Raw genomic sequence first — 18770 nt, 5'->3', positions numbered from 1 at the left:
GCCGTGGTTCGTTTAATGTAGATTTTCAAATAAAGTAGAAATGCGTTCAAATTCATCATCGTCTTCAATACTAGCCCATTCACCGTTTGGTTCAATGTAAAAGAAAAAGATGTCAATATCTTCTTCTGATTCAATCAATAGCTCTTCAACAAACGCAACAGCGATGTAGTCTTTTCCGTCTACCGTTAGCTTTCCTAAAACTTCGACATCCTGCTCTTGTTCATTTTCATCCACAATGGTAAAAATTTCACCTGTATTCACCGTTTCCATTTGCATTCTCTCCTTTAAAAATATTTTGTTCTTACTGTTTGTATACCCTGTATCCATTGTTTCATTCAGAGAGAAAATATAAAAAACCTACTTATTTAGAATAAGTAGGCCTTGAGAAACAAAGATTAATTAATAAAGCAAATGGTGAATTTAGTATAGCATAGCAGAACACCATTTAGCTAATGACTTAAAGACTATAAAATGCGAACTTTAACCGTTTTACGTCCCCATTTTAAGGCTTCTTTTTGGTTTGGAATAAACACATCGATTTTATTTCCACGAATTGCGCTTCCTTTATCACCTGCAATTGCAGTTCCATAACCTTCTACCCATACTTTAGACCCCAGCTTAATTACTTTTGGATCAACAGAAATGACTTTTAAGTTAGGGTTTTTCTTTAAGTTAATGCCTGTTGCTGTAACTCCACTGCAGCCTTTGCAACTACCTGTATAAGCAGTCGCTGTAACCGTAAATTCTTTTTTCGCAGCAGGAGCAGACGCTTTTGCTGCAGGCTTAGCACTCGGTTTAGCTGCTTGTGGCTTAGCTACTTTTAACACTTGATTCGGACGAATTGTTGCTGATTTTAAGTTATTCCATGACTGGATGTCTTTTACTGACACTTTATGTACAGAAGCAATTTTATATAATGTATCTCCACTTTTTACTTTATATGTAGTTGACGCCGCAGATGTTGCAGTTGCTGTTCCAAACAATGATAATAGAACTAAACTTGACGTAATAATTAGTTTTTTCATCAAAATTTTCCCCTTTTTCCAATTCAGTAAATAAAGAATACTATAGTTTTATTACAGAATTATTTCAAAGGGGTATAAATTTTGTTACAACTTGTTGAAATGATGTCTTTTATGTCATATAACTTAGTTCTAACGACTCTTTATGATTAACTTAAAGCTTTTTTATTACATTACAATATCATTTTTAATCAAATAGTCCCCATTTTGTTTTCTTTAAACGCACTGCGTGTAAGATCAATAAAGGCTTGTAAAGGTGGTGTCATTACTTTACCTTTATGCCATGCTATGTGAGTAAATATAGGCGCTAAATGCGGATGCCAAGGAATCTCTTTCATTTTACCTGCTTCTAGCTCTTTACGAACTGCCATGTCAGGCAAGACAGCAATGCCTATTCCAACCATCACACATTGTTTAATGGCTTCAATGCTGCCGAACTCAAACTTATTCAGTGGGTGAATCTTTGCCTCTGCGAATGCGTCTTCTAAAAGGGTTCGATATGAGCAACCTTCTTCCGTAAGCAAAAACGTCTCCTTTTCAAGGTCCTGCACGCTGAATTTTTTACGCTTCTGAATTGGATGATTGGGAGCCGTCACAATTTTAATCTGTTCTTGAATTAACGGTTCGATGGTAATCATATCGTGTGGTTTTGCTTCATCCATGATAAACGCAAAATCAAGTACCCCTTCAGTTAGATGCCTTCTAGCTCTCTCATTAGAATGAGCAGGCTTAAAAACAATCTCCATATGAGGATACTGCTTTTTAAACTCTAATAAGACCATTGGAAGTCGGTACGTACACTGACTTTCCTGTGCACCAATAGTGAGCTTACCAAAAAATGCAGTTCCTCCTCTTAAAGCCGTTTTTGCCTCTTCTTGTAGAGTGACCATCTGATTGGCATATTGCTGAAACTTACGGCCGGCTTCTGTTAAGACTAATCGTTTTCCTAGTCGTTCAAATAAAGGTGTTTCAAGTTCTGCTTCTAATGCTTTCATTTGTGCCGTTACGCTTGATTGCGCAAAGTTTAACAACTGAGCTGTTTTAGTAAAGTTCAGCGTATCCGCTGCAAGAATAAATGTTTGAAGTTGTTTACTATCCATATCTCGCTCCTTATAATCGGTTTTATCGATTGATATTATTAAAATAATTCGTTTCAATGATTAGTTAATTCATTATAAAATGGAAGTATAGAAATCACAACTACGGAGGAATGAACCATGAGTATTGCTGTTTTATATGGAGGAAATCGACCAGGTGGTAACACCGAAACATTAACTAAAAAAGTTATAGAAGGAATCGAAGTCACAGAAATATACTTAAAAGATTACAGCATTCACCCAATTGAAGACATGCGTCACGATGAAGCTGGTTTCCCGGAAGTCAACGATGATTACAATCACGTTATAGATGAAGTATTGCGTCATGATACGCTTGTTTTTTCGACGCCAATCTATTGGTACACGATGACTGGTGTGATGAAGAATTTCATTGATCGCTGGTCACATTCAATGAGAGATGCAAACTATCCAGAATTCAAGAAACAAATGGCTGGCAAGCATGCCTATGTTGTTACGGTTGGAGGCGACAATCCATATCTAAAGGGACTTCCTCTTATTCAACAGTTTCAGTATATCTTTGATTTTATGAATATGAACTTTCAAGGTTATATCATTGGAGAAGGAAATAAGCCAGGGGACATATTAAGCGATAAAAGAGCATTATTTGCTGCTGATGAAATAAATAAGAAGCTAAAAAGTCACGTATAAACCCTTTATAATCTGCCCATGCTGTGGATAAAAAAAGGTGTGAAGGTATGGCTTCAGAAAACGTCACAAAGCTCATTATTCAGCAACCTCAGCGAAACCGCGTTGCAACGCTATCACTTTTCTTTGGGGTGTTTGGCTTTTTACTAGGCATTATTCCCGTTATCGGCTGGCTAGCAATTCCCATGTTACTACTATCCTTCGTCTTAGGACTTGTAGGATTGTTAGGAAAAGTAAACAAAGTGGCTGCGTTTTCAGGTATTATGCTAAGTACTCTGATGATTGCGTATAAGCTTTGGTTTGTTCAGTTCTTTCTATTATAATGCCCAAACAAAAAAAGTGAGCAATGAGCTCACTTTTTTGTTTTAGGAATAAGAAAATATGTTGAGAAGAGTATGTGTGAAAATGAATGTAATTCATCTATATATATTCGTATATCCTGTGCCTTTTACTAAGAAGATGCTAGTAAAGCTCATTTGTCGGGGAGACAAATAAAACCAAACAAAAAAACATCTGTTTAGTTAAGATGTTTTCCTATCGTTTATTGCACTTCGTCTTCTTCATTCTTTACATATTGAAAGAATGAATCAATCATTTCGTTTAAAAAATCATTGCGATCATCAAAGTCCATGATTTCAAGAAACTCCACTAACTTCTTATCTAACTTAACGGAAGCTGGGGAATAATGCGAAGGTTTTTTCTTAGGAGTAAAAGGAATCACATTATCTCTATTTTTCATAAAACACCATCCTTTTAATATGCTTTACTAGTGTAAGCTTTCTATAAAAGAAAAGCAACCTCGTTTTAGGAAAGAAAGGCATTTTTATTTTTATGAAAAGGGTAGTTATTATGAATAAATTATGATATTGTGGAAAGGTTTTAAGTGCTAAGGTTTTGATATAATATTGTTTATTTAGAACATAGTTTAATAAAATAATTAGTCCTAAAAAAAGAATCAGTATTAACTCACTGATTTTTACTTTATTTGAAGAGTCATTTGAACGGTTTGTAGGAGATGCCCATCAAAATCCTCATCAAACTCATCTGTAACTGAAAACCCTTGTGTACGATAAAAGGACATGCCGTTTTGGTTTTCGCGCTCAACATGGACAATTACTTTTTTGACATGACGGCTTCCTTTTTCAAAAAGTGCTGTGCCAATTCCTTTTCCTTGATACTCTGGCAGTAAGTAAATCGCCAGCAGTTCGCTGTCCCCTTTTTCATTAACTGGCGTAAAGCTTGCAAAGCCTACTACTTTCGTTTCTACGAGCGCTACCCACAGCTCCGACTCTTCCATCCGCTTTTTCAACATGTCTGTGCTATATGCAGCTCGCAAGAAATTGTTTTGTACGTCCAAAGGGATAATGTCTTTATATGTATGATGCCAACTTTCTGTGGCTACTTGTTGCACAGAGTGAATATCTTTCATTTTCATCTTTTCAATTACATGCTTCATTTTGTATTACTTCCTTTCTTGTGAAATTACATTTATCTAATTATAAAAAAACGTGTATTCAACCGTCTGTTCAGGTGTAATTTCGTTATAGTCTTCATCTTCAGTATAGCCGAAAACTAGCTTAACAGAGTTGATATCTTCATTTTTTAAAACAAAACCATCGGTATATTCTTTTTTAACTTTACCGATAAACTGTGAATCTGAATCTCCATCATCAGAAATAAAATCTTTGAGCTGTCCATCGATTTGTTCACCTTTATCTGTAACAACATTCATAATATCGTACCATTCAATATTGCTGTCAGATGTATTTTCTGCAGTGTAATTAACCTGAACGTAAGAAGTTTCTTCTGGGTTAATTTTTGTGTCAGCCATCCACTCTAGACCTTCAGCAAACTCTTCGTCTAGATCTGTTAATTTAATTACTTTAATATCTTCAATTGTCACTTTTAGTGGTGAAATATCAACTGTTTCGTTTACTTTTTTTATTTTTAAAAGTTCTGCCGTAGCACCGTCTTCTTTTACCTTTTGACCAGGAACCTTCAGTATGTAATTCCCGCTTTCATCTTTCTCTGGTTTTGGAACATTATTCTTTAATGGTTGTTGCTCCGATGCCTTTGGCTCTTCTTTTATTTCTGCTGCACTATTAGAACTATCAGAATTGCTACCGCAGCCAGCTAGTAATCCTCCTACAATTAAACTTGATGTTAGTATTTTTTAAAACTTACTCATTACGTATATTGCCCCCTACATAAACTTTTTCACAGTGAAACATTATACTTTGTAAATATTTCTATGTAAATATATTTTTACAATAAAACTAAAACTTTTAGCATAGATATATTTTCATAAGCGAGTTAAGAGGGGGCTATTCTTAACTGTTAACTACCTTCACACCCGTTCCGTACGCCACAATTTCAGAAGCGTTACTGGCAATAGCTGAACTGACTAAACGGAAGCCGACAATGGCGTTTGCGCCCTTTTCTTCAGCATCTCTAACCATTCGGGCAACCGCGATTTTTCGAGCATCATCCATCATTTCCGTATATTCTTTAATTTCTCCCCCTACGATATTCTTTAAGCCTGCTAAAATATCACGACCGATATTTTTAGACTGCACCGTACTTCCTTTTACATACCCAATTGTTTCTGTTACTCGATAGTTTGATACATTATCAGTAGTCACGATAATCATTTGGATCCTCCTCTTTTGTTTTCCGTTTTTTTATAATCAATAAAGGAACTAATAGAATAATTGTTGCCACATAGTAGATAAAAGCCTGAAGGGCGAGCTTGGCATCTATAAATAAAAGAACAATTCCCGTCAGCTGTGCAACAACAGCAATAGTAAATATAATTAAAATCAGTTTATTCATGGAGTTTACTTCCCTGTGTTTGTTTCGTAAGCCATCTTTTGATTACGTCCCGTAACTCTGGAGCAATTGGATCTGAAAACGTCTTCTTATATTGCTTCATCAGCTTCAGCATGGAAGGCTCTTGTGTTTGTATCTTTAATACGTGATTCATATCTTTAATGATTGTTGTTTCAATCGTAGGATACTCATCCAAAGCTTGAAGTGCGTTAGGATCTGCCTGCACATCCTTTGAGCCTGTTATAGCTAAAATGGGTATCGATAATTTTTCATAATAGTGATGCGGATTTACCATCATATGCTCTCTCCACCATGCTGCATTCATGCGAACAAGCTGCACGCGCACAACGTCTTCTTTTGCTTCTTTAAAACGCTTTAAAAGATTATCAGCTTTTTGTCGGTCTTTTTCAATAACCTTTAGCTTTTTAAATAACCAACCTTTAAACCCGCTTTGAGCTGCAATTTCTTTATAAGCGCGTTCCCGCTGATACTCAGTTGCTTCGATGAGGTTTTGTCCTGCACCAGCTAGCAGGATTAATCCGCTAGTCTGAAGCTCTTCAGCAACCACGGTCGCAATTATTGCTCCTTCACTGTGTCCTGCAATAAATAGTTGCTTATCATCTACTTCATCCTGATTTTGTAAAACGTGAAAAGCTTCTTTTGCATCTTGAATGAGGTCCGTTAACGTCGTTTTATAAAACGCATCAAGATTTCGCTTGTCATAACGAAGCGTAACGTAGCCCATTTCTGTAAAGACAGCTGCTAAATCACGATAAACGTTGCTTGCAAACTTTTTGGTGTTTCCGTTATAGTCTACTGGACCACTACCACTAATAATTAATACAGCAGGTTTCTTACCTGATTTCTCCTCAGGAATTGTTAGCATGGCCTTAACAGCTGTAAGCTGAAGTTCTTTTTCCCGCATCTTAGTTCTCTCCTCTTTGACGTTCTGGAATGAATGAAACGGCCATCGTACGCTTACGGCGATCTTCTCGCGGCTTAAACTGATACTTACCTACCAGTTTTTTATAGTCTTCTAAAAACGCCTGCTGCTCACTGTCGCTTAAATGAAGGGGAAGCTGGTGATATCCAAATCCATCTTTCTCAAAGTTAACGTTGCCTTCTAAATATGCTTCAAACTCTTTGGCGAGCATTGTGTAAAAGTTCATAAAGTGCTGTAAGTGCTCTTCTTTTGTTAAATGCTGGACTTCATCTCCTGATAAGATAGCACTCGCCTGTGCTAATGCGTACGTTTTTTCAACTGTTCCTCTAATCTTTTGTTCTTTAATTACCTCAACAACTTCTGCTTTTTTTAACGTGTTTAAGTGTCGATATAGCGTTGCTTGAGGAACATCTTGAAGATACTGAAGTAGCTCTTGTACTGTACAAGGTTTACTGGCTAACTCCTGTATAATTCGCATTCGGATTGGATGTAAAATCGCATCTGCTTTTGATGAACCCATCTTAATCTTCCTTTCATTATTATCATATATGATAATAATAACACATCTATGATAATAATCAATCATTATTATCATTTATGAGAACATTTTAATTCGTTAATCCGCTTCTTTTTGTTATAGTGATTATTTAGAACATAGTTTTATTAATAAATATACTTCAAAAAAATACCCGTTAGCTAATGGGTTTAGGATGTTTCTTTCATATCTACAATTATTAAGTGATCATTTTCATAGTTTGCGGTATATGACTTGTTAAACGTCACTGTTTGTAAACTTTTCCCCTCTTTTGTTTGTTCAAAAGACTCTTCTACTTTAATTACATAACCATTATCTGTTTTTTGGAGGTCCATTAGCTTCACATTCAAAAGTTTATACGAGATTTTCTTTGACTTTAGCTTATTGATTTTTGCAAGCTCTGCATTGTATAAAACACTATCTTTTTTTAAAAAAGAACTTACTTCTTCAATTGACCCTGCTGTCACGGCTTTGGCATAAGCTTCTGCATATTGCTTTATATACGAGTGGATATTTTCATCCGCTGCTTGAACTGGAGGCTGTTTAATTGGTTGTGATGGTTTCGGAGCAGTCACCGTTTCTTCAACTTCTTCCTTAGAATTTGTGGGTGGAGCTTGCTTTTTCTCATCTGCCTGATCTTGGCATCCGGTCAATACAGCTGCTAGAGTGAAGATACCTATAAAGTGCTTCATTCTTTGCACACTCCTTTCTTTTTCATTATTTTCCATCCTACGTGATTTGATTCCTGCTTCCGAAGGTAAGAAATAATAAAAAAGCCCAAATCATGTGAGATTTGGGCTTTCAATGAATGCTATTTTTTATGTTGTTGCTAATTCTTGTACTTCTTTTACTCGTTGTGCAAATTCCTCGTCTGTTAAGCCGTGCTCTTTTACATAGCGGTTGCGAGGATTTACGCGACACTCGTGAGAGCAGCTGCGTAAATATTTGTGCTCGTTTTCTTCAGAAGCTAAAATCTTACGGTTACACGCTGGGTTTGCGCAGTTTACATAGCGCTCACAAGGTTGGCCGTCAAAGTGATCTTTACCAACAATTACGTGTTCTTTTTGGTTTACCGGAACGCTGATACGCTCATCAAATACGTAGCATTGTCCGTCCCATAGTTCACCTTGCACTTCCGGGTCTTTACCGTATGTTACGATTCCGCCATGAAGCTGACCTACATCTTCAAAGCCTTCTTCTTTTAACCAGCCTGAGAACTTCTCGCAGCGGATACCGCCTGTGCAGTATGTTAAGACTTTTTTATCTTCAAACATTTCTTTGTTTTCACGAATCCATTCTGGAAGCTCGCGGAAATTACGGATATCTGGGCGTACTGCACCTCTGAAGTGACCTAAGTCAAACTCATAGTCGTTTCGCGCATCAATTACAATCGTATCTTCCTGCTGCATTGCTTCAAAAAACTCTTTCGGACTTAAATAGTTGCCTGTTGTTTCAAGTGGGTTTATGTCGTTTTCAAGACGTAATGTTACGAGCTCTGGACGATGACGAACGCGTAATTTTTTAAACGCATGCTCATCGGCTTCATCTATTTTGAAGACCATTTCGCTAAAGCGAGGGTCTTGCTTCATTACTTCCATGTAGCGATCTGTTTGTTCTACTGTTCCTGAAACTGTTCCATTAATTCCTTCAGAAGCTACTAAAATTCTTCCTTTTAGTTCAAGCTCTTCGCATAGCGCAAACTGCTCATCGCGAAATTCCTCTGCGTTTTCAATTGGAACATACATGTAATAGAGAAGAACTCTATAAGGTTTGTTAGTACTCATTTTTTGTTTCCACCTATCTGTTCATATTTGCAAGATATAATGCATATAGGTTGTTTTACATTGAAAATCTTACATTTACGTTACGATGTGTAACCTTATATATAATACTAAAAAAAAGAACATCTGTAAAATCAAATGTTCTTAATTCGAAAATTTATGGTACTAAAATAAGTTTTCCTGTCGTTTTTCTTCCTTGCAATAACCGATGAACATGCGCTGCATCTTCAAGTGGATACGTTCCACCAATCAGCAATTCAAGCTCTCCGTTTTTCATATAAGTTAACAGCTCTTGTAAACTTTGCTGATACAAACTAGGCTTTGCCATCATTTGTGGTAAAAAGAACCCCATTACGGACTGGTTTTTCTCCATCAGCCTGCCTGGATTAAATTTCACAGGCTGGCCGCTTGCCATTCCGTAGAATACAAGACGGCCAAACGGTGCAAGACACTGCAGAGAATCGTAAAAAATAGACCCTCCAACCATTTCTAGAATTACATCGGCTCCGTGTTTTGTTTCTTCCATCACTTTGTTTTGCCAACCTGCTTCCGTATAGTTAATAAGAACGTCGGCTCCTAGACGCTTGGCAATAGCTAGTTTTTCATCTGAACTTGCTGTAGCAATTACGTGAGCACCAAATTTTTTTGCAAGCTGCACAGCAAGCGTGCCAACGCCTCCTGCAGCAGCGTGTACCACAACGGTTTCTCCTTTTTCAATTCGCCCCATCGTTTTTAAAATGTGATACGCCGTTAAGCCTTGAAGCGGTAAAGCAGCTGCTTGCTTAAGGTCAACTCCATCTGGCAGCGGAATAAGTCCTCTTGAATCTGCAAGCGTATACTCAGCATATCCAGTTGCTCGGTGTGACCCAAGCAGCGTAACAACTTTCATTCCAACTTTTATTCCTTCTACTTCTTCACCGAGCTCAACAACCTCTCCTGCCACTTCAGAACCAGGAATAAATGGAAGCGGCGTATCAACAACGTATGCTCCTTCTCTTCTAGCAGTATCAGCGTAGTTAACACCAATCGCTTCTACTTTTATTAAAACGTCCTTCTTTTTTGGCACAGGTCTTGCCAAGTTAATCACTCTAAGCACATCTGGACTACCATATTGTTTGAATTGAATCGCTTTCATTTTTACTCCTCCTTTTTAGTTAACACGTATAACGACCACTTTCAATTAATTCATCTGCGACTCTTCGCGTTTTAGTAAACGTGCCTTCGTATTGAAAATCGCGCATTAACGTCTGAAGTTCATAATGAAGAGCTTGATGCTTTTTAGCAGTAGCAATACCATTAATAAGCTGCATTGCTTCATCTCTTACCTCGCGCATCGTTAAATCCACTACTAGCTCTGTCAGATCAACTTTCAGCTGTTCGTTTTCTTTCCCATTTTTCCTGACTGCTTTTTCCGTTCGGATGACGGCTGATTCCATTGCATATAAACCAATAGCAAGGTTTGAAAGCTTCATTAAGGCTTCCTGCTCGTGGACTATATGCTCTTTTGCTACTTTTAATGCTTCACTTAAAAGTAATAGAAGAAGATAGCGCACTGTGTGAACAGCTTTCTTTTCAAGAGGAAGGAGGTGATTTTCTTCTTTTATAGCACTATATGCTTGTTCAACCGTTTCCTGATTTAAAACCAGCTCACCACTTTTCACTTTTCGCAGAAAGTGCGTGGGTAAGACCAGTCTATTAATCTCGTTCGTTCCTTCAAAAATTCGATTAATACGTGAATCACGATAAACCGATTCAATTTCATAGTCTTGAATAAAGCCAGCTCCGCCGTGAAGCTGAAGGGCTTCGTCCACCACCGTGTCGAATGCTTCAGAACTATATACTTTACACACTGAGCACTCCATCGCAAACTGTGCTAAGCTTTTTGCGGCTTCTTTCGGATCATTGTTTTCGTAAGCACCTGCCAGCACGCTTTCTAATAAGCCGCCCGTTCGATATTGTAATGATTCAGCAGCATAAATGCGGGCATTCATCAAAGCTAGCTTTTCTTTCGTTGCAGGAAAATGAGCGATAGCCGTTTGAAATTGTTTTCGTTCTTTCGTATAAGAAAGCGTAAGCTCTAGCGCATGTTTTGCACCTCCTACACACGCAAACCCAAGGTTATAGCGACCGAGATTTAACACGTTTAATGCAATGACGTGCCCCTTGCCAACTTCACCTAGTACGTTGTCAACAGGAACTAAGCAATCTTCATAAATAACAGGGCAAGTGGACGACCCTTTAATGCCCATCTTTTTTTCTTCGGGTCCAATAGATAAACCTTGAAAGTTTTTTTCGACAATGAAAGCTGTAAAATGCTTGCCGTCTACTTTTGCATACGTAATGAACGTGTCTGCAAACGCAGCGCTTGTAATGTATTGCTTGGTTCCGTTTAGAATGTAGTGCGTTTTTTCATTATTTAACACTGCTGTGGTTCGAGCGGAAAGCGCATCTGACCCAGCTTCTGGCTCCGTTAAGCAGTAAGCACCGATATATTCACCACTTGCAAGCTTTGGCAGGTAGCGTTTCTTTTGCGCTTTTGTTCCAAAATACGTAATCGGAAGCGTTGCAATGCACGTATGATTTGCGTGAGCAACGCCATAAGAACCCGTTTTCCCAAGCGCTTCACCCACGATTCCTTTCGTTACTTTATCAAGACCAAGTCCTCCGTATGCTTCGGGCACGCTATGAGCCAATAAGCCAATCTCTCCTGCTTTTTTCATCAGCCTTACCACTAGCTCAAAGTTTTGTTCATCGATTTTTTGTTTATAGGGATATACGTCTTTTTCGGCAAACTGACTAGCAGTTTGCGCAATTAGCTCTTGCTCATTTGTTAAGTCTTCTGGGGTGCATGCATCAGACGCAGCCTTCACTATGAACGTACCGCCAAACGACGATAATTTTACGTCTTGAAACATTGTTTCCACTCCCTTTCCTAAACAGTTTGTAAATAATTCTGTAAAAACGCACACACATCATCTGGAAGCGGTACGCTTTTTTGTAACTCAAAATCAAAATGGACAAGAACTGCTTCGCCTCTAGCAATTAACTCACCTGTCTTACTGTCCGTAATTTCGTGACCGATCGTAAAGCTTTTATGACCGATGCGCGTTACGTACGTAGAAACAGCAAGAGTTTGATTAAAATACCCTTGAGCAATAAAATCACATTTAGTGGAGGCAATTAAATATGACCACTTGCTTGAATCCATTTTCACGCCCATTTTTTCAAAGAAATCAATTCGAGCTTCCTCTAAATAAATGAAGTAGCTTGTATTGTTAATGTGCCCCAGTGCATCCGTCTCGCAAAATCTCACTTTAATTTTCGTATCGCTCATGTTTAACCTCTCCTCTTCTTTGGTGATTGCTCGTTATTTTTTGATATGCTCTTTTTCATACGTATAAAACCCTTTTCCTGTTTTACGCCCAAGCTCTCCTTTTTCTACTTTTTCTTTTAAGAATTGAGGAGGCAAATCGCTTGGATCTCCCGTTTCTGTATAACGTTGATTCATTACGTAGTAGCCAACATCAATACCGGATAAATCCATCAATTCAAATGGTCCAATTGGATGATTAAGTGCTTTTTTACAAATTAAATCAATATCTTTGAAGTCCGCATAACCATTTTCATAAAGAAACATCGCTTCTTTATGAAGAGCGCCTAGAATACGATTAGCGACAAAACCAGAGATCTCTTTTTGAAGCAGAACTGCCGTACGGTTCATTTGCTTACATACGTTCATGGTAATCGCCGCTGTTTCTTGACTTGTTTCTTCACTCATGACAACTTCTACGCAGTCCATGACAACTGGCGGGAAGAAAAAGTGCATATTTACGACTTTATCAGGTCGAGTCGTTGCGGAAGCTAGTAATGAATTAACGATTGTTGAGCTATTGGAAGCTAAAATAGCGTGCTTTGGCGCATACTCATCAAGTTCGGCAAATACGCTTCTCTTTACTTCAAGCTTTTCAACAACCGCTTCAATTACAAAGTCAGTAGCAGCAACAGCTTCTTTTAAATCGGTCGTATACGATAGCTTAACAAGCGCTTCATCCTTTTGCTTTACGGTTAATTTACCTTTAGCAATCCAGCGATCTAACAGCATATGAAGCTGGTTTCTTGAATTATTGAGTGAATGTTCATTCATATCATGAATCGTCGTTTCATATCCTCCTAAAGCCGCTAAGATGGCAATTTGATGACCCATTTGCCCCGCGCCTACAACTGTTATATGCTTAATAATCATCTTTCTATTCCCCTTTCGACTGTAGTCCATCTACTAGCATGTTATAAAAAATCGCTGCTACTTCTTTTGCTGAACGTTCTCCGCTTGGCTGGAACCAGAAATAGCTCCAGTTTGTGATGCCTAAAATTCCAAGCGTTACGATATCAGCTGGCAAGTCATTTCTAAATTCACCGGCTGTTATTCCCGCTTCAATTAAATTTTGAAGATTCATTTTAAACTGATCACGCTTTGGCACAATGCTTAAAAGGTGGTTATCACTCAAATGGCGCATTTCGCGAAAAAACACTTTAGCTCGCAGTCCTTCTTTTTCAATATCGTAAATTAATTTAAAAATCATCTCATAGAGTTTTTCTCCGCAAGACAGCTCATCAGCACGCAAAATGGTTTCTTGGTTTTCAACTAAGTGCTCAATATACGAGCGGTGAATATCAAGCAGCACTTCTTCTTTGCTTTTAAAATAATAGTAAAAGGTTCCTTTGGTCACGTTCAATTCAGCTGCAATATCTTGAATGGACGTTTCTTTAAAGCCTTTTTTCGCAAATAGTAAAATGCTTATTTCCATGATGCGTTCTTTCATTTTCTCCGCCGCCTTTTAAGATTTTAGAAAATTATGTTGCGAGCAAACCACCATCTACAACTAAAACATCACCTGTGACGTAATCAGAGGCTCTTGATGCTAGAAAAACAGCTGCTCCCTTTAAATCAACGTCTGTACCAAAACGCTTGAGCGGCGTTTGTTCTAAAAAGTAATCTCTTCCTTCTCTCATCGTCATCGCCGCCATTTTCGTGGGGAAGAAGCCTGGAGCGATTGCATTTACTTGAATGTTATGTTGTCCCCACTTTACGGCTAAATCCTTCGTGAACGTAATAAGTGCTCCTTTACTTGTATTATAGCCAATAGAATTCATATATTCGGGATGTGAACCTCCAAATCCAGCGACCGATGCGATATTGATAATCTTCCCTTTTTTAGCACCTATCATATGTTTTCCAGCCTCTTGAGCCATTAAAAATGTGCCTGTTACGTTTGTTTGAAGCACTTTCTGCCAAGCTTCTAAAGGCATCTCTTCCACCTTTGATCCCCACGTTGCTCCGCTATTATTGACTACTATGTCAATTTTGCCAAATCGGTCAACAACCGTATCCACAACGTTTTTAACATCTTCTTGACTTGTAATGTCACACTGCATTGCTAGTGACTCAACGCCTAGCTCTCTCAGTTTTTTGGATACGCTTTCACAAGATTCCAACTTTCGAGAGCAAACGATAACGTGAGCGCCCGCTTCAGCTAATCCGGTTGCAAACTGTTCACCAAGGCCTCGGCCTCCTCCCGTTACGATTGCGACCTGACCTGTTAGGTCAAAGAGCTCTTTCACATGCATCTCTTTCCCTCCTCGCAGAATTGTCTATACTTACTAACCGGTTGGTATGTTTCATATTTATCATATACCGAATCATTTTATAACAGCAAGTATTTTTTAGAAAATTTAAACAGTTATTATTTTAAAAAAGCGACTCCTTTTTGATAAGGAGTCGCTTTTCGATTTAAATATTAAAGAAAATACCTATTAATGAATAGATAATAATTGTTGAAAATAACACCGTCATATGAATTAGTGAAAAAATAAACATTGATTTTGCCCATTTTTCTTTATCCATTTTTCGGTACCCCGTAATGCTAAGCACAAACCAAGCTACGCTTAATAGCAAGGCAACGAGCATTAAACCTATGCTTAACGTTCCGAATAAAAAGCTAATGACAACTAAAATTGCGAGGTAAATATTTGTTTGAATGTACGTGCGTTCAAACCCTTTAACTACTGGAAGCATTGGTACATTAGCTGCTTTGTACTCATCGTGTTTACGAATCGCAATGGCATAAAAATGTGGCATTTGCCAAATTACAGTTACAACGAATAATCCTATAATAGCTGGATGAGTCACGTCTGGATAAATAGCTGCCCATCCGATTAACGGAGGCATTGCCCCTGAAATACTTCCGACTTCTGTATTATAAATTGTGCGGCGCTTTGTCCACATTGTATACGGAACCACATAAAAAAACAGCCCTAGAAATCCTAGCAAGGCAGCGAGTGGTGTCGTTAATGCAAGAGCTCCAATTCCCAGAATGGCCATGCTGCTTGCAAGTGCTAATACAAATGTTGGTTTCACTTCACCGGTTACAGTCGGTCTGCTTTTTGTTCTTTCCATAATAGCATCGATGTCGCGATCGTAGAGGTTATTAAAAGCCCCAGCTGCGCCGATCACAAGGAAAGAGCCAATAAAAGCTAAAATAATTTCAGGAATATTATCAAACAGACTCATGTCATATGTGTACAAAGCTAAGGTTAACCCGGCAAACATAGGTATTAAATTAGATTTAATAATGCCTGTTTTAATGGTTTGGGATAAAATCGCCACAAACGTTTGCTTTGGTAACGATGCTTGTTCAGCATGATGATTTGTTTTTGTAGTACTTTGCATGATTGTTTGTTTCATTCCTTTGTCAATTTTACCGCCTTTGCAGTAAAAAAGTAGTTTTAAGTAGTCTCCTACTCCATGCTCTTCTTAAATAATAACAACTCACTATTTATTTGACTAACTTCTAAGAAGAAGTTCACAAAAAATACATTTTTGTACAAGTGTTAACTTATTTTAGTCTTTCTATTCTTTTCAACGTTAACAAACCCTTAGTCACAAAGCAGTTCTAATGAAGCAAGACGAACATAATGATTTTATTTTATCATAAAAATATTCATTTCGGATAGGTATTCATAGCATTTAATGACAAAATTCGACTTTTGTTCACATTTTCACAACAGAAAAAAGCGCAGAATAATTTCTACGCTCACAAAATATCAATCCATATTTTAATTGCCGTTGCTAAAATTAATAGTGCAAGAGCGATTTGTAAAACCTTTGTCTTGATTTTTTGCCCTGCCTTTGCTCCAAGAGGAGAGGCGATTAAGCTTGCAATAACCATAATAAGAGCTGGACCGTAATCAATTTGCCCAGTTGTTACTTTTCCTACCGTTGCGCCAATTGATGAGATAAACGTAATGGCTAGAGAAGAGGCGATTGTCATACGTGTTGGAATTTTAAGAACAACAAGCATAATCGGTACCAATAAAAAGGCTCCCGCTGCTCCGACAATACCAGATCCTACTCCCACAATGAAAGCTAAGCCAGCAGCTAACCATTTATTAAACGTTACTTGATCAAGTGGCAGGTCATCAATGCCTTTCTTCGGAACAAACATCATAATGGCAGCCACCAGTGCTAAAATGCCATATACAAGATTGATTCCTTCTTCTGACATCATTTGTGAGCCAAACCCGCCAATAAAACTACCAGCTAAAATGCTAGCACCCATGTAGAGGATAAGATTCTTATTTAAATAACCTCCTTTTCGATACGCCCATACGCCCCCAATTGTCGCAAAGAACACTTGGACAGCGCTAATTCCTGAGACTTCATGTGCTGAAAAAGCTGTAAGACCAAGTATCGGAGGAATATATAAAAGCATCGGATACTTAATAATTGAACCACCAATTCCAAGCATTCCAGATAAGTATGAACCAATAAACCCAATTAAAAAGATAACCGTTATAAACCAAAGATCCATGTGATAGACTCCTTTCATTAGAAAAGGGAACCGTGCGTGGTTCCCCTCTATTTGTTACGCTTTTTGAATCCAAAATTTGAAGACAGATCCTTCTTCCTCGTGTTTAACAAGCACATGGCCCATTGATTTTGCCCAAGCAGCTAAGTCACTTTTTGCTCCTTTATCTGTTGTATGAATTTCTAGAATTTCACCTGAATTTAGCTCATTCATTGCTTTTTTTGTTTTTACGATTGGCATTGGACATGCTAATCCTGTCGCATCTACAAAAGTTCCCATTATTTCTCCTCCTCTTTATCGAACGGCACAGCGGTTTGGTCCAATTTCCATTTCGCGCTGCTTATCTTCATCTGGAGTCATTTTTCCCATATTTGTTTGACGAATTTCTTGATACGCATTTGGCTGAGGAGGCAGATTCTCCGTTACTAACTTACGGAATTCCTCTTCATCCTCAATGTTTAAGCCGTGATTGTTTGCATATAGCTCATGAAGCGGTTTTGCTACGCTTCCATCTTCATTTAGCTCATCCATAATCATAAAATGAGCCGGCAGAACAATTAATTGAGCTGATAGGTTACGATAGCGAGCGTATAGACTTTCACGAAGATCAGCTACCCAATCTTCAGCCATACCAGCTAAGTCAGGACGACCAATTGAATCAATAAATAAAATATCTCCTGATAATAAGTAGCGATTATCAACGATGAAAGATGTAGATCCAATTGTGTGACCTGGTGAATAAAGCGCGTGAATGTGAATCATTGTATTTCCGATTGTCACGTCGTTACCGTCTTCAAGCGCTTCATATGCAAAAGTGACTTCTGTTGCGTCTTTTGACGGCAACCAATAAGCAGCTCCTGTTTTTTCCGCAATCATGCGTCCACCTGAAATGTGATCTGCGTGTAGGTGCGTATCAAATACGTGAGTAATTTTCACTCCTAGCTCATCGGCAAACTGTAAATACGTATCCGTCATGCGTGTTGAATCAATAATTGCTGCTTCACCGTTTGACACAACCATGTATGATAAACAGCCTTTACCGATACGAACAAACTGATATAGCTCTCCCCCGTCTTTTAATTCGCCTAGCTTAACTGGCTCTAAATGCTCACTCCAAGCGCGCATACCACCAGCTAAATAAAATACGTCTTTTCCTTCATCTGAAAGCATTTCTGCTACCATAATCGATGAGCCTTCTTTTGCACAGACAACTAATATGTCTTTATCTTGTGGAAGTTGATTTAGAATACCTTCTACACCGTCCAATAAGTCAAAGTAGGGAATATTTAAATACATAAAGTTTTCACTTTCAATTTTCCAATCTTGGAATGCATCTTCGTTACGAACATCTAAGATAAATAAAGCCTCTTTGTTAATTGCTTTTTTTGCTACCTCAGCAGCACTCATTTGATTTACTGTCATCCTAATTACCTCCCAGGGTATTTATTTTGATAAAAAAACTTATGCTAATGATTTCGTTTCTCCTGACCATTCACTCATACCAGGTACAACATTTTTTACGCTTGTAAATCCGCTTTCGCTCAGCTTTTGAGCTGCTAAATCACTTCTGCTTCCTGTACGGCAAACAACAAATACCTCTTTACCTTTATCAAGCTCATTCATACGCGCCTCTAGGTCTCCTAGTGGAATATTAACTGCATTCGGAATATGACGGAATCCATATTCTGCTTCTTCTCGCACATCTACTACAAGAATCGATTCGTTAGCTGCTAATTTTGCTTCTAGTTCATCGTTACTAACAAGGTATGGATGTTTCTTTTCAATTCCTTCTTCATTAGATGATTTGCGCAAGAAGTGCTTTAACACGTCGCCTTCTTCAATGACGCCTAAATACTGGTGACCTGTACGCTCTGCCCACGCCTGTAAGTCCGCTTTTGAACCTTTATCCGTTGCCTGCACTTCGAGCACCTGTCCTGGTTCTACATCATTCATTGCTTTTTTTGTTTTGACAATCGGCATTGGGCACGCTAGCCCCTTTGCATCTAAAACTACGTTGGCTTTCATCCTCATT

25 protein-coding genes are annotated in these 18770 nt (G+C 38.2%); 2 read left to right on the top strand and 23 right to left on the bottom strand.

Annotated features, from left to right (window positions below; all coding sequences use genetic code 11):
- Positions 1-12: 12 nt before the first annotated feature.
- From V2145_RS08645 to V2145_RS08635, 3 genes are all read right to left on the bottom strand, one after another.
- Entirely contained in the window at positions 13-270 is a 258-nt protein-coding gene (locus V2145_RS08645) for a DUF1292 domain-containing protein (protein ID WP_131887707.1), read from the bottom strand.
- Positions 271-464: 194 nt separating this feature from the next.
- Entirely contained in the window at positions 465-1025 is a 561-nt protein-coding gene (locus V2145_RS08640) for a 3D domain-containing protein (RefSeq protein WP_131887708.1), read from the bottom strand.
- Between the two features lie 188 nt (positions 1026-1213).
- On the bottom strand, positions 1214-2122 hold the full coding sequence (locus V2145_RS08635) for a LysR family transcriptional regulator (protein WP_131887709.1): 909 nt from the start codon (positions 2120-2122) through the stop codon (positions 1214-1216).
- A 117-nt stretch (positions 2123-2239) separates the two neighbouring features.
- On the opposite strand from V2145_RS08635, the gene V2145_RS08630 reads away from it, so the two are divergent.
- On the top strand, positions 2240-2788 hold the full coding sequence (locus tag V2145_RS08630; protein WP_131887710.1) for a flavodoxin family protein: 549 nt from the start codon (positions 2240-2242) through the stop codon (positions 2786-2788).
- Positions 2789-2835: 47 nt separating this feature from the next.
- Positions 2836-3108, top strand: coding sequence for a hypothetical protein (locus tag V2145_RS08625; protein ID WP_094912921.1), 273 nt, complete (start codon positions 2836-2838; stop codon positions 3106-3108).
- A 218-nt stretch (positions 3109-3326) separates the two neighbouring features.
- On the opposite strand, the gene V2145_RS08620 is transcribed toward V2145_RS08625, so the two are convergent.
- From V2145_RS08620 to V2145_RS08525, 20 genes are all read right to left on the bottom strand, one after another.
- Complete coding sequence (locus tag V2145_RS08620; protein ID WP_094912920.1) at positions 3327-3524, bottom strand: hypothetical protein; 198 nt, start codon at positions 3522-3524, stop codon at positions 3327-3329.
- A 237-nt stretch (positions 3525-3761) separates the two neighbouring features.
- Positions 3762-4241, bottom strand: coding sequence for a GNAT family N-acetyltransferase (locus V2145_RS08615; protein WP_131887711.1), 480 nt, complete (start codon positions 4239-4241; stop codon positions 3762-3764).
- 36 nt (positions 4242-4277) lie between these two features.
- Positions 4278-4688: a hypothetical protein gene (locus V2145_RS08610; protein WP_330987558.1), complete on the bottom strand. Its 411-nt coding sequence runs from the start codon at positions 4686-4688 to the stop codon at positions 4278-4280.
- A 427-nt stretch (positions 4689-5115) separates the two neighbouring features.
- Positions 5116-5436, bottom strand: coding sequence for a YbjQ family protein (locus V2145_RS08605; protein WP_094912917.1), 321 nt, complete (start codon positions 5434-5436; stop codon positions 5116-5118).
- Positions 5417-5617, bottom strand: a complete 201-nt coding sequence (locus tag V2145_RS08600; RefSeq protein ID WP_330987557.1) for a hypothetical protein — start codon at positions 5615-5617, stop codon at positions 5417-5419. The genes V2145_RS08605 and V2145_RS08600 overlap by 20 nt, the downstream gene beginning before the upstream one ends.
- Positions 5610-6539, bottom strand: coding sequence for an alpha/beta hydrolase (locus V2145_RS08595; RefSeq protein ID WP_330987556.1), 930 nt, complete (start codon positions 6537-6539; stop codon positions 5610-5612). Before V2145_RS08595 ends, V2145_RS08600 begins: the two co-directional genes overlap by 8 nt.
- A 1-nt stretch (position 6540) precedes the next feature.
- Positions 6541-7077 (bottom strand): helix-turn-helix domain-containing protein, encoded by a 537-nt coding sequence (locus V2145_RS08590; RefSeq protein ID WP_330987555.1) that lies wholly within the window; start codon positions 7075-7077, stop codon positions 6541-6543.
- 185 nt (positions 7078-7262) lie between these two features.
- Positions 7263-7784 (bottom strand): TcaA NTF2-like domain-containing protein, encoded by a 522-nt coding sequence (locus V2145_RS08585; protein ID WP_131887715.1) that lies wholly within the window; start codon positions 7782-7784, stop codon positions 7263-7265.
- 126 nt (positions 7785-7910) lie between these two features.
- Entirely contained in the window at positions 7911-8876 is a 966-nt protein-coding gene (gene trhO / locus V2145_RS08580) for an oxygen-dependent tRNA uridine(34) hydroxylase TrhO (protein ID WP_094912912.1), read from the bottom strand.
- A gap of 154 nt (positions 8877-9030) precedes the next feature.
- A complete protein-coding gene (locus tag V2145_RS08575; protein ID WP_094912911.1) occupies positions 9031-10008 on the bottom strand; it encodes a quinone oxidoreductase family protein in 978 nt (325 codons plus the stop codon).
- 19 nt (positions 10009-10027) lie between these two features.
- Positions 10028-11788 (bottom strand): acyl-CoA dehydrogenase family protein, encoded by a 1761-nt coding sequence (locus tag V2145_RS08570; RefSeq protein WP_330987554.1) that lies wholly within the window; start codon positions 11786-11788, stop codon positions 10028-10030.
- A gap of 17 nt (positions 11789-11805) precedes the next feature.
- Positions 11806-12207: an acyl-CoA thioesterase gene (locus V2145_RS08565; RefSeq protein WP_094912909.1), complete on the bottom strand. Its 402-nt coding sequence runs from the start codon at positions 12205-12207 to the stop codon at positions 11806-11808.
- A 33-nt stretch (positions 12208-12240) separates the two neighbouring features.
- Entirely contained in the window at positions 12241-13116 is an 876-nt protein-coding gene (locus V2145_RS08560) for a 3-hydroxyacyl-CoA dehydrogenase family protein (RefSeq protein ID WP_094912908.1), read from the bottom strand.
- 4 nt (positions 13117-13120) lie between these two features.
- Positions 13121-13693, bottom strand: a complete 573-nt coding sequence (locus V2145_RS08555; RefSeq protein ID WP_094912907.1) for a TetR/AcrR family transcriptional regulator — start codon at positions 13691-13693, stop codon at positions 13121-13123.
- Positions 13694-13724: 31 nt separating this feature from the next.
- Complete coding sequence (locus tag V2145_RS08550; RefSeq protein WP_094912906.1) at positions 13725-14498, bottom strand: SDR family oxidoreductase; 774 nt, start codon at positions 14496-14498, stop codon at positions 13725-13727.
- 163 nt (positions 14499-14661) lie between these two features.
- The gene (cyoE, locus tag V2145_RS08545; protein ID WP_094912973.1) at positions 14662-15600 is read right to left on the bottom strand and encodes a heme o synthase; all 939 of its coding nucleotides are present in this window, start codon (positions 15598-15600) and stop codon (positions 14662-14664) included.
- A 364-nt stretch (positions 15601-15964) separates the two neighbouring features.
- Entirely contained in the window at positions 15965-16741 is a 777-nt protein-coding gene (locus V2145_RS08540; protein ID WP_330987553.1) for a sulfite exporter TauE/SafE family protein, read from the bottom strand.
- A gap of 54 nt (positions 16742-16795) precedes the next feature.
- The gene (locus V2145_RS08535; protein WP_025907960.1) at positions 16796-17017 is read right to left on the bottom strand and encodes a sulfurtransferase TusA family protein; all 222 of its coding nucleotides are present in this window, start codon (positions 17015-17017) and stop codon (positions 16796-16798) included.
- A gap of 15 nt (positions 17018-17032) precedes the next feature.
- Entirely contained in the window at positions 17033-18160 is a 1128-nt protein-coding gene (locus V2145_RS08530) for an MBL fold metallo-hydrolase (protein WP_330987552.1), read from the bottom strand.
- 39 nt (positions 18161-18199) lie between these two features.
- Positions 18200-18763, bottom strand: coding sequence for a sulfurtransferase TusA family protein (locus V2145_RS08525; RefSeq protein WP_330987551.1), 564 nt, complete (start codon positions 18761-18763; stop codon positions 18200-18202).
- Positions 18764-18770 lie beyond the last annotated feature (7 nt).

The organism is Priestia sp. GS2 (assembly GCF_036409025.1).
Taxonomy (GTDB): domain Bacteria; phylum Bacillota; class Bacilli; order Bacillales; family Bacillaceae_H; genus Priestia; species Priestia aryabhattai_A.
The sequence above is the reverse complement of the archived record's forward strand: the minus strand, read 5'-3'. Positions and strand labels throughout refer to the sequence as shown.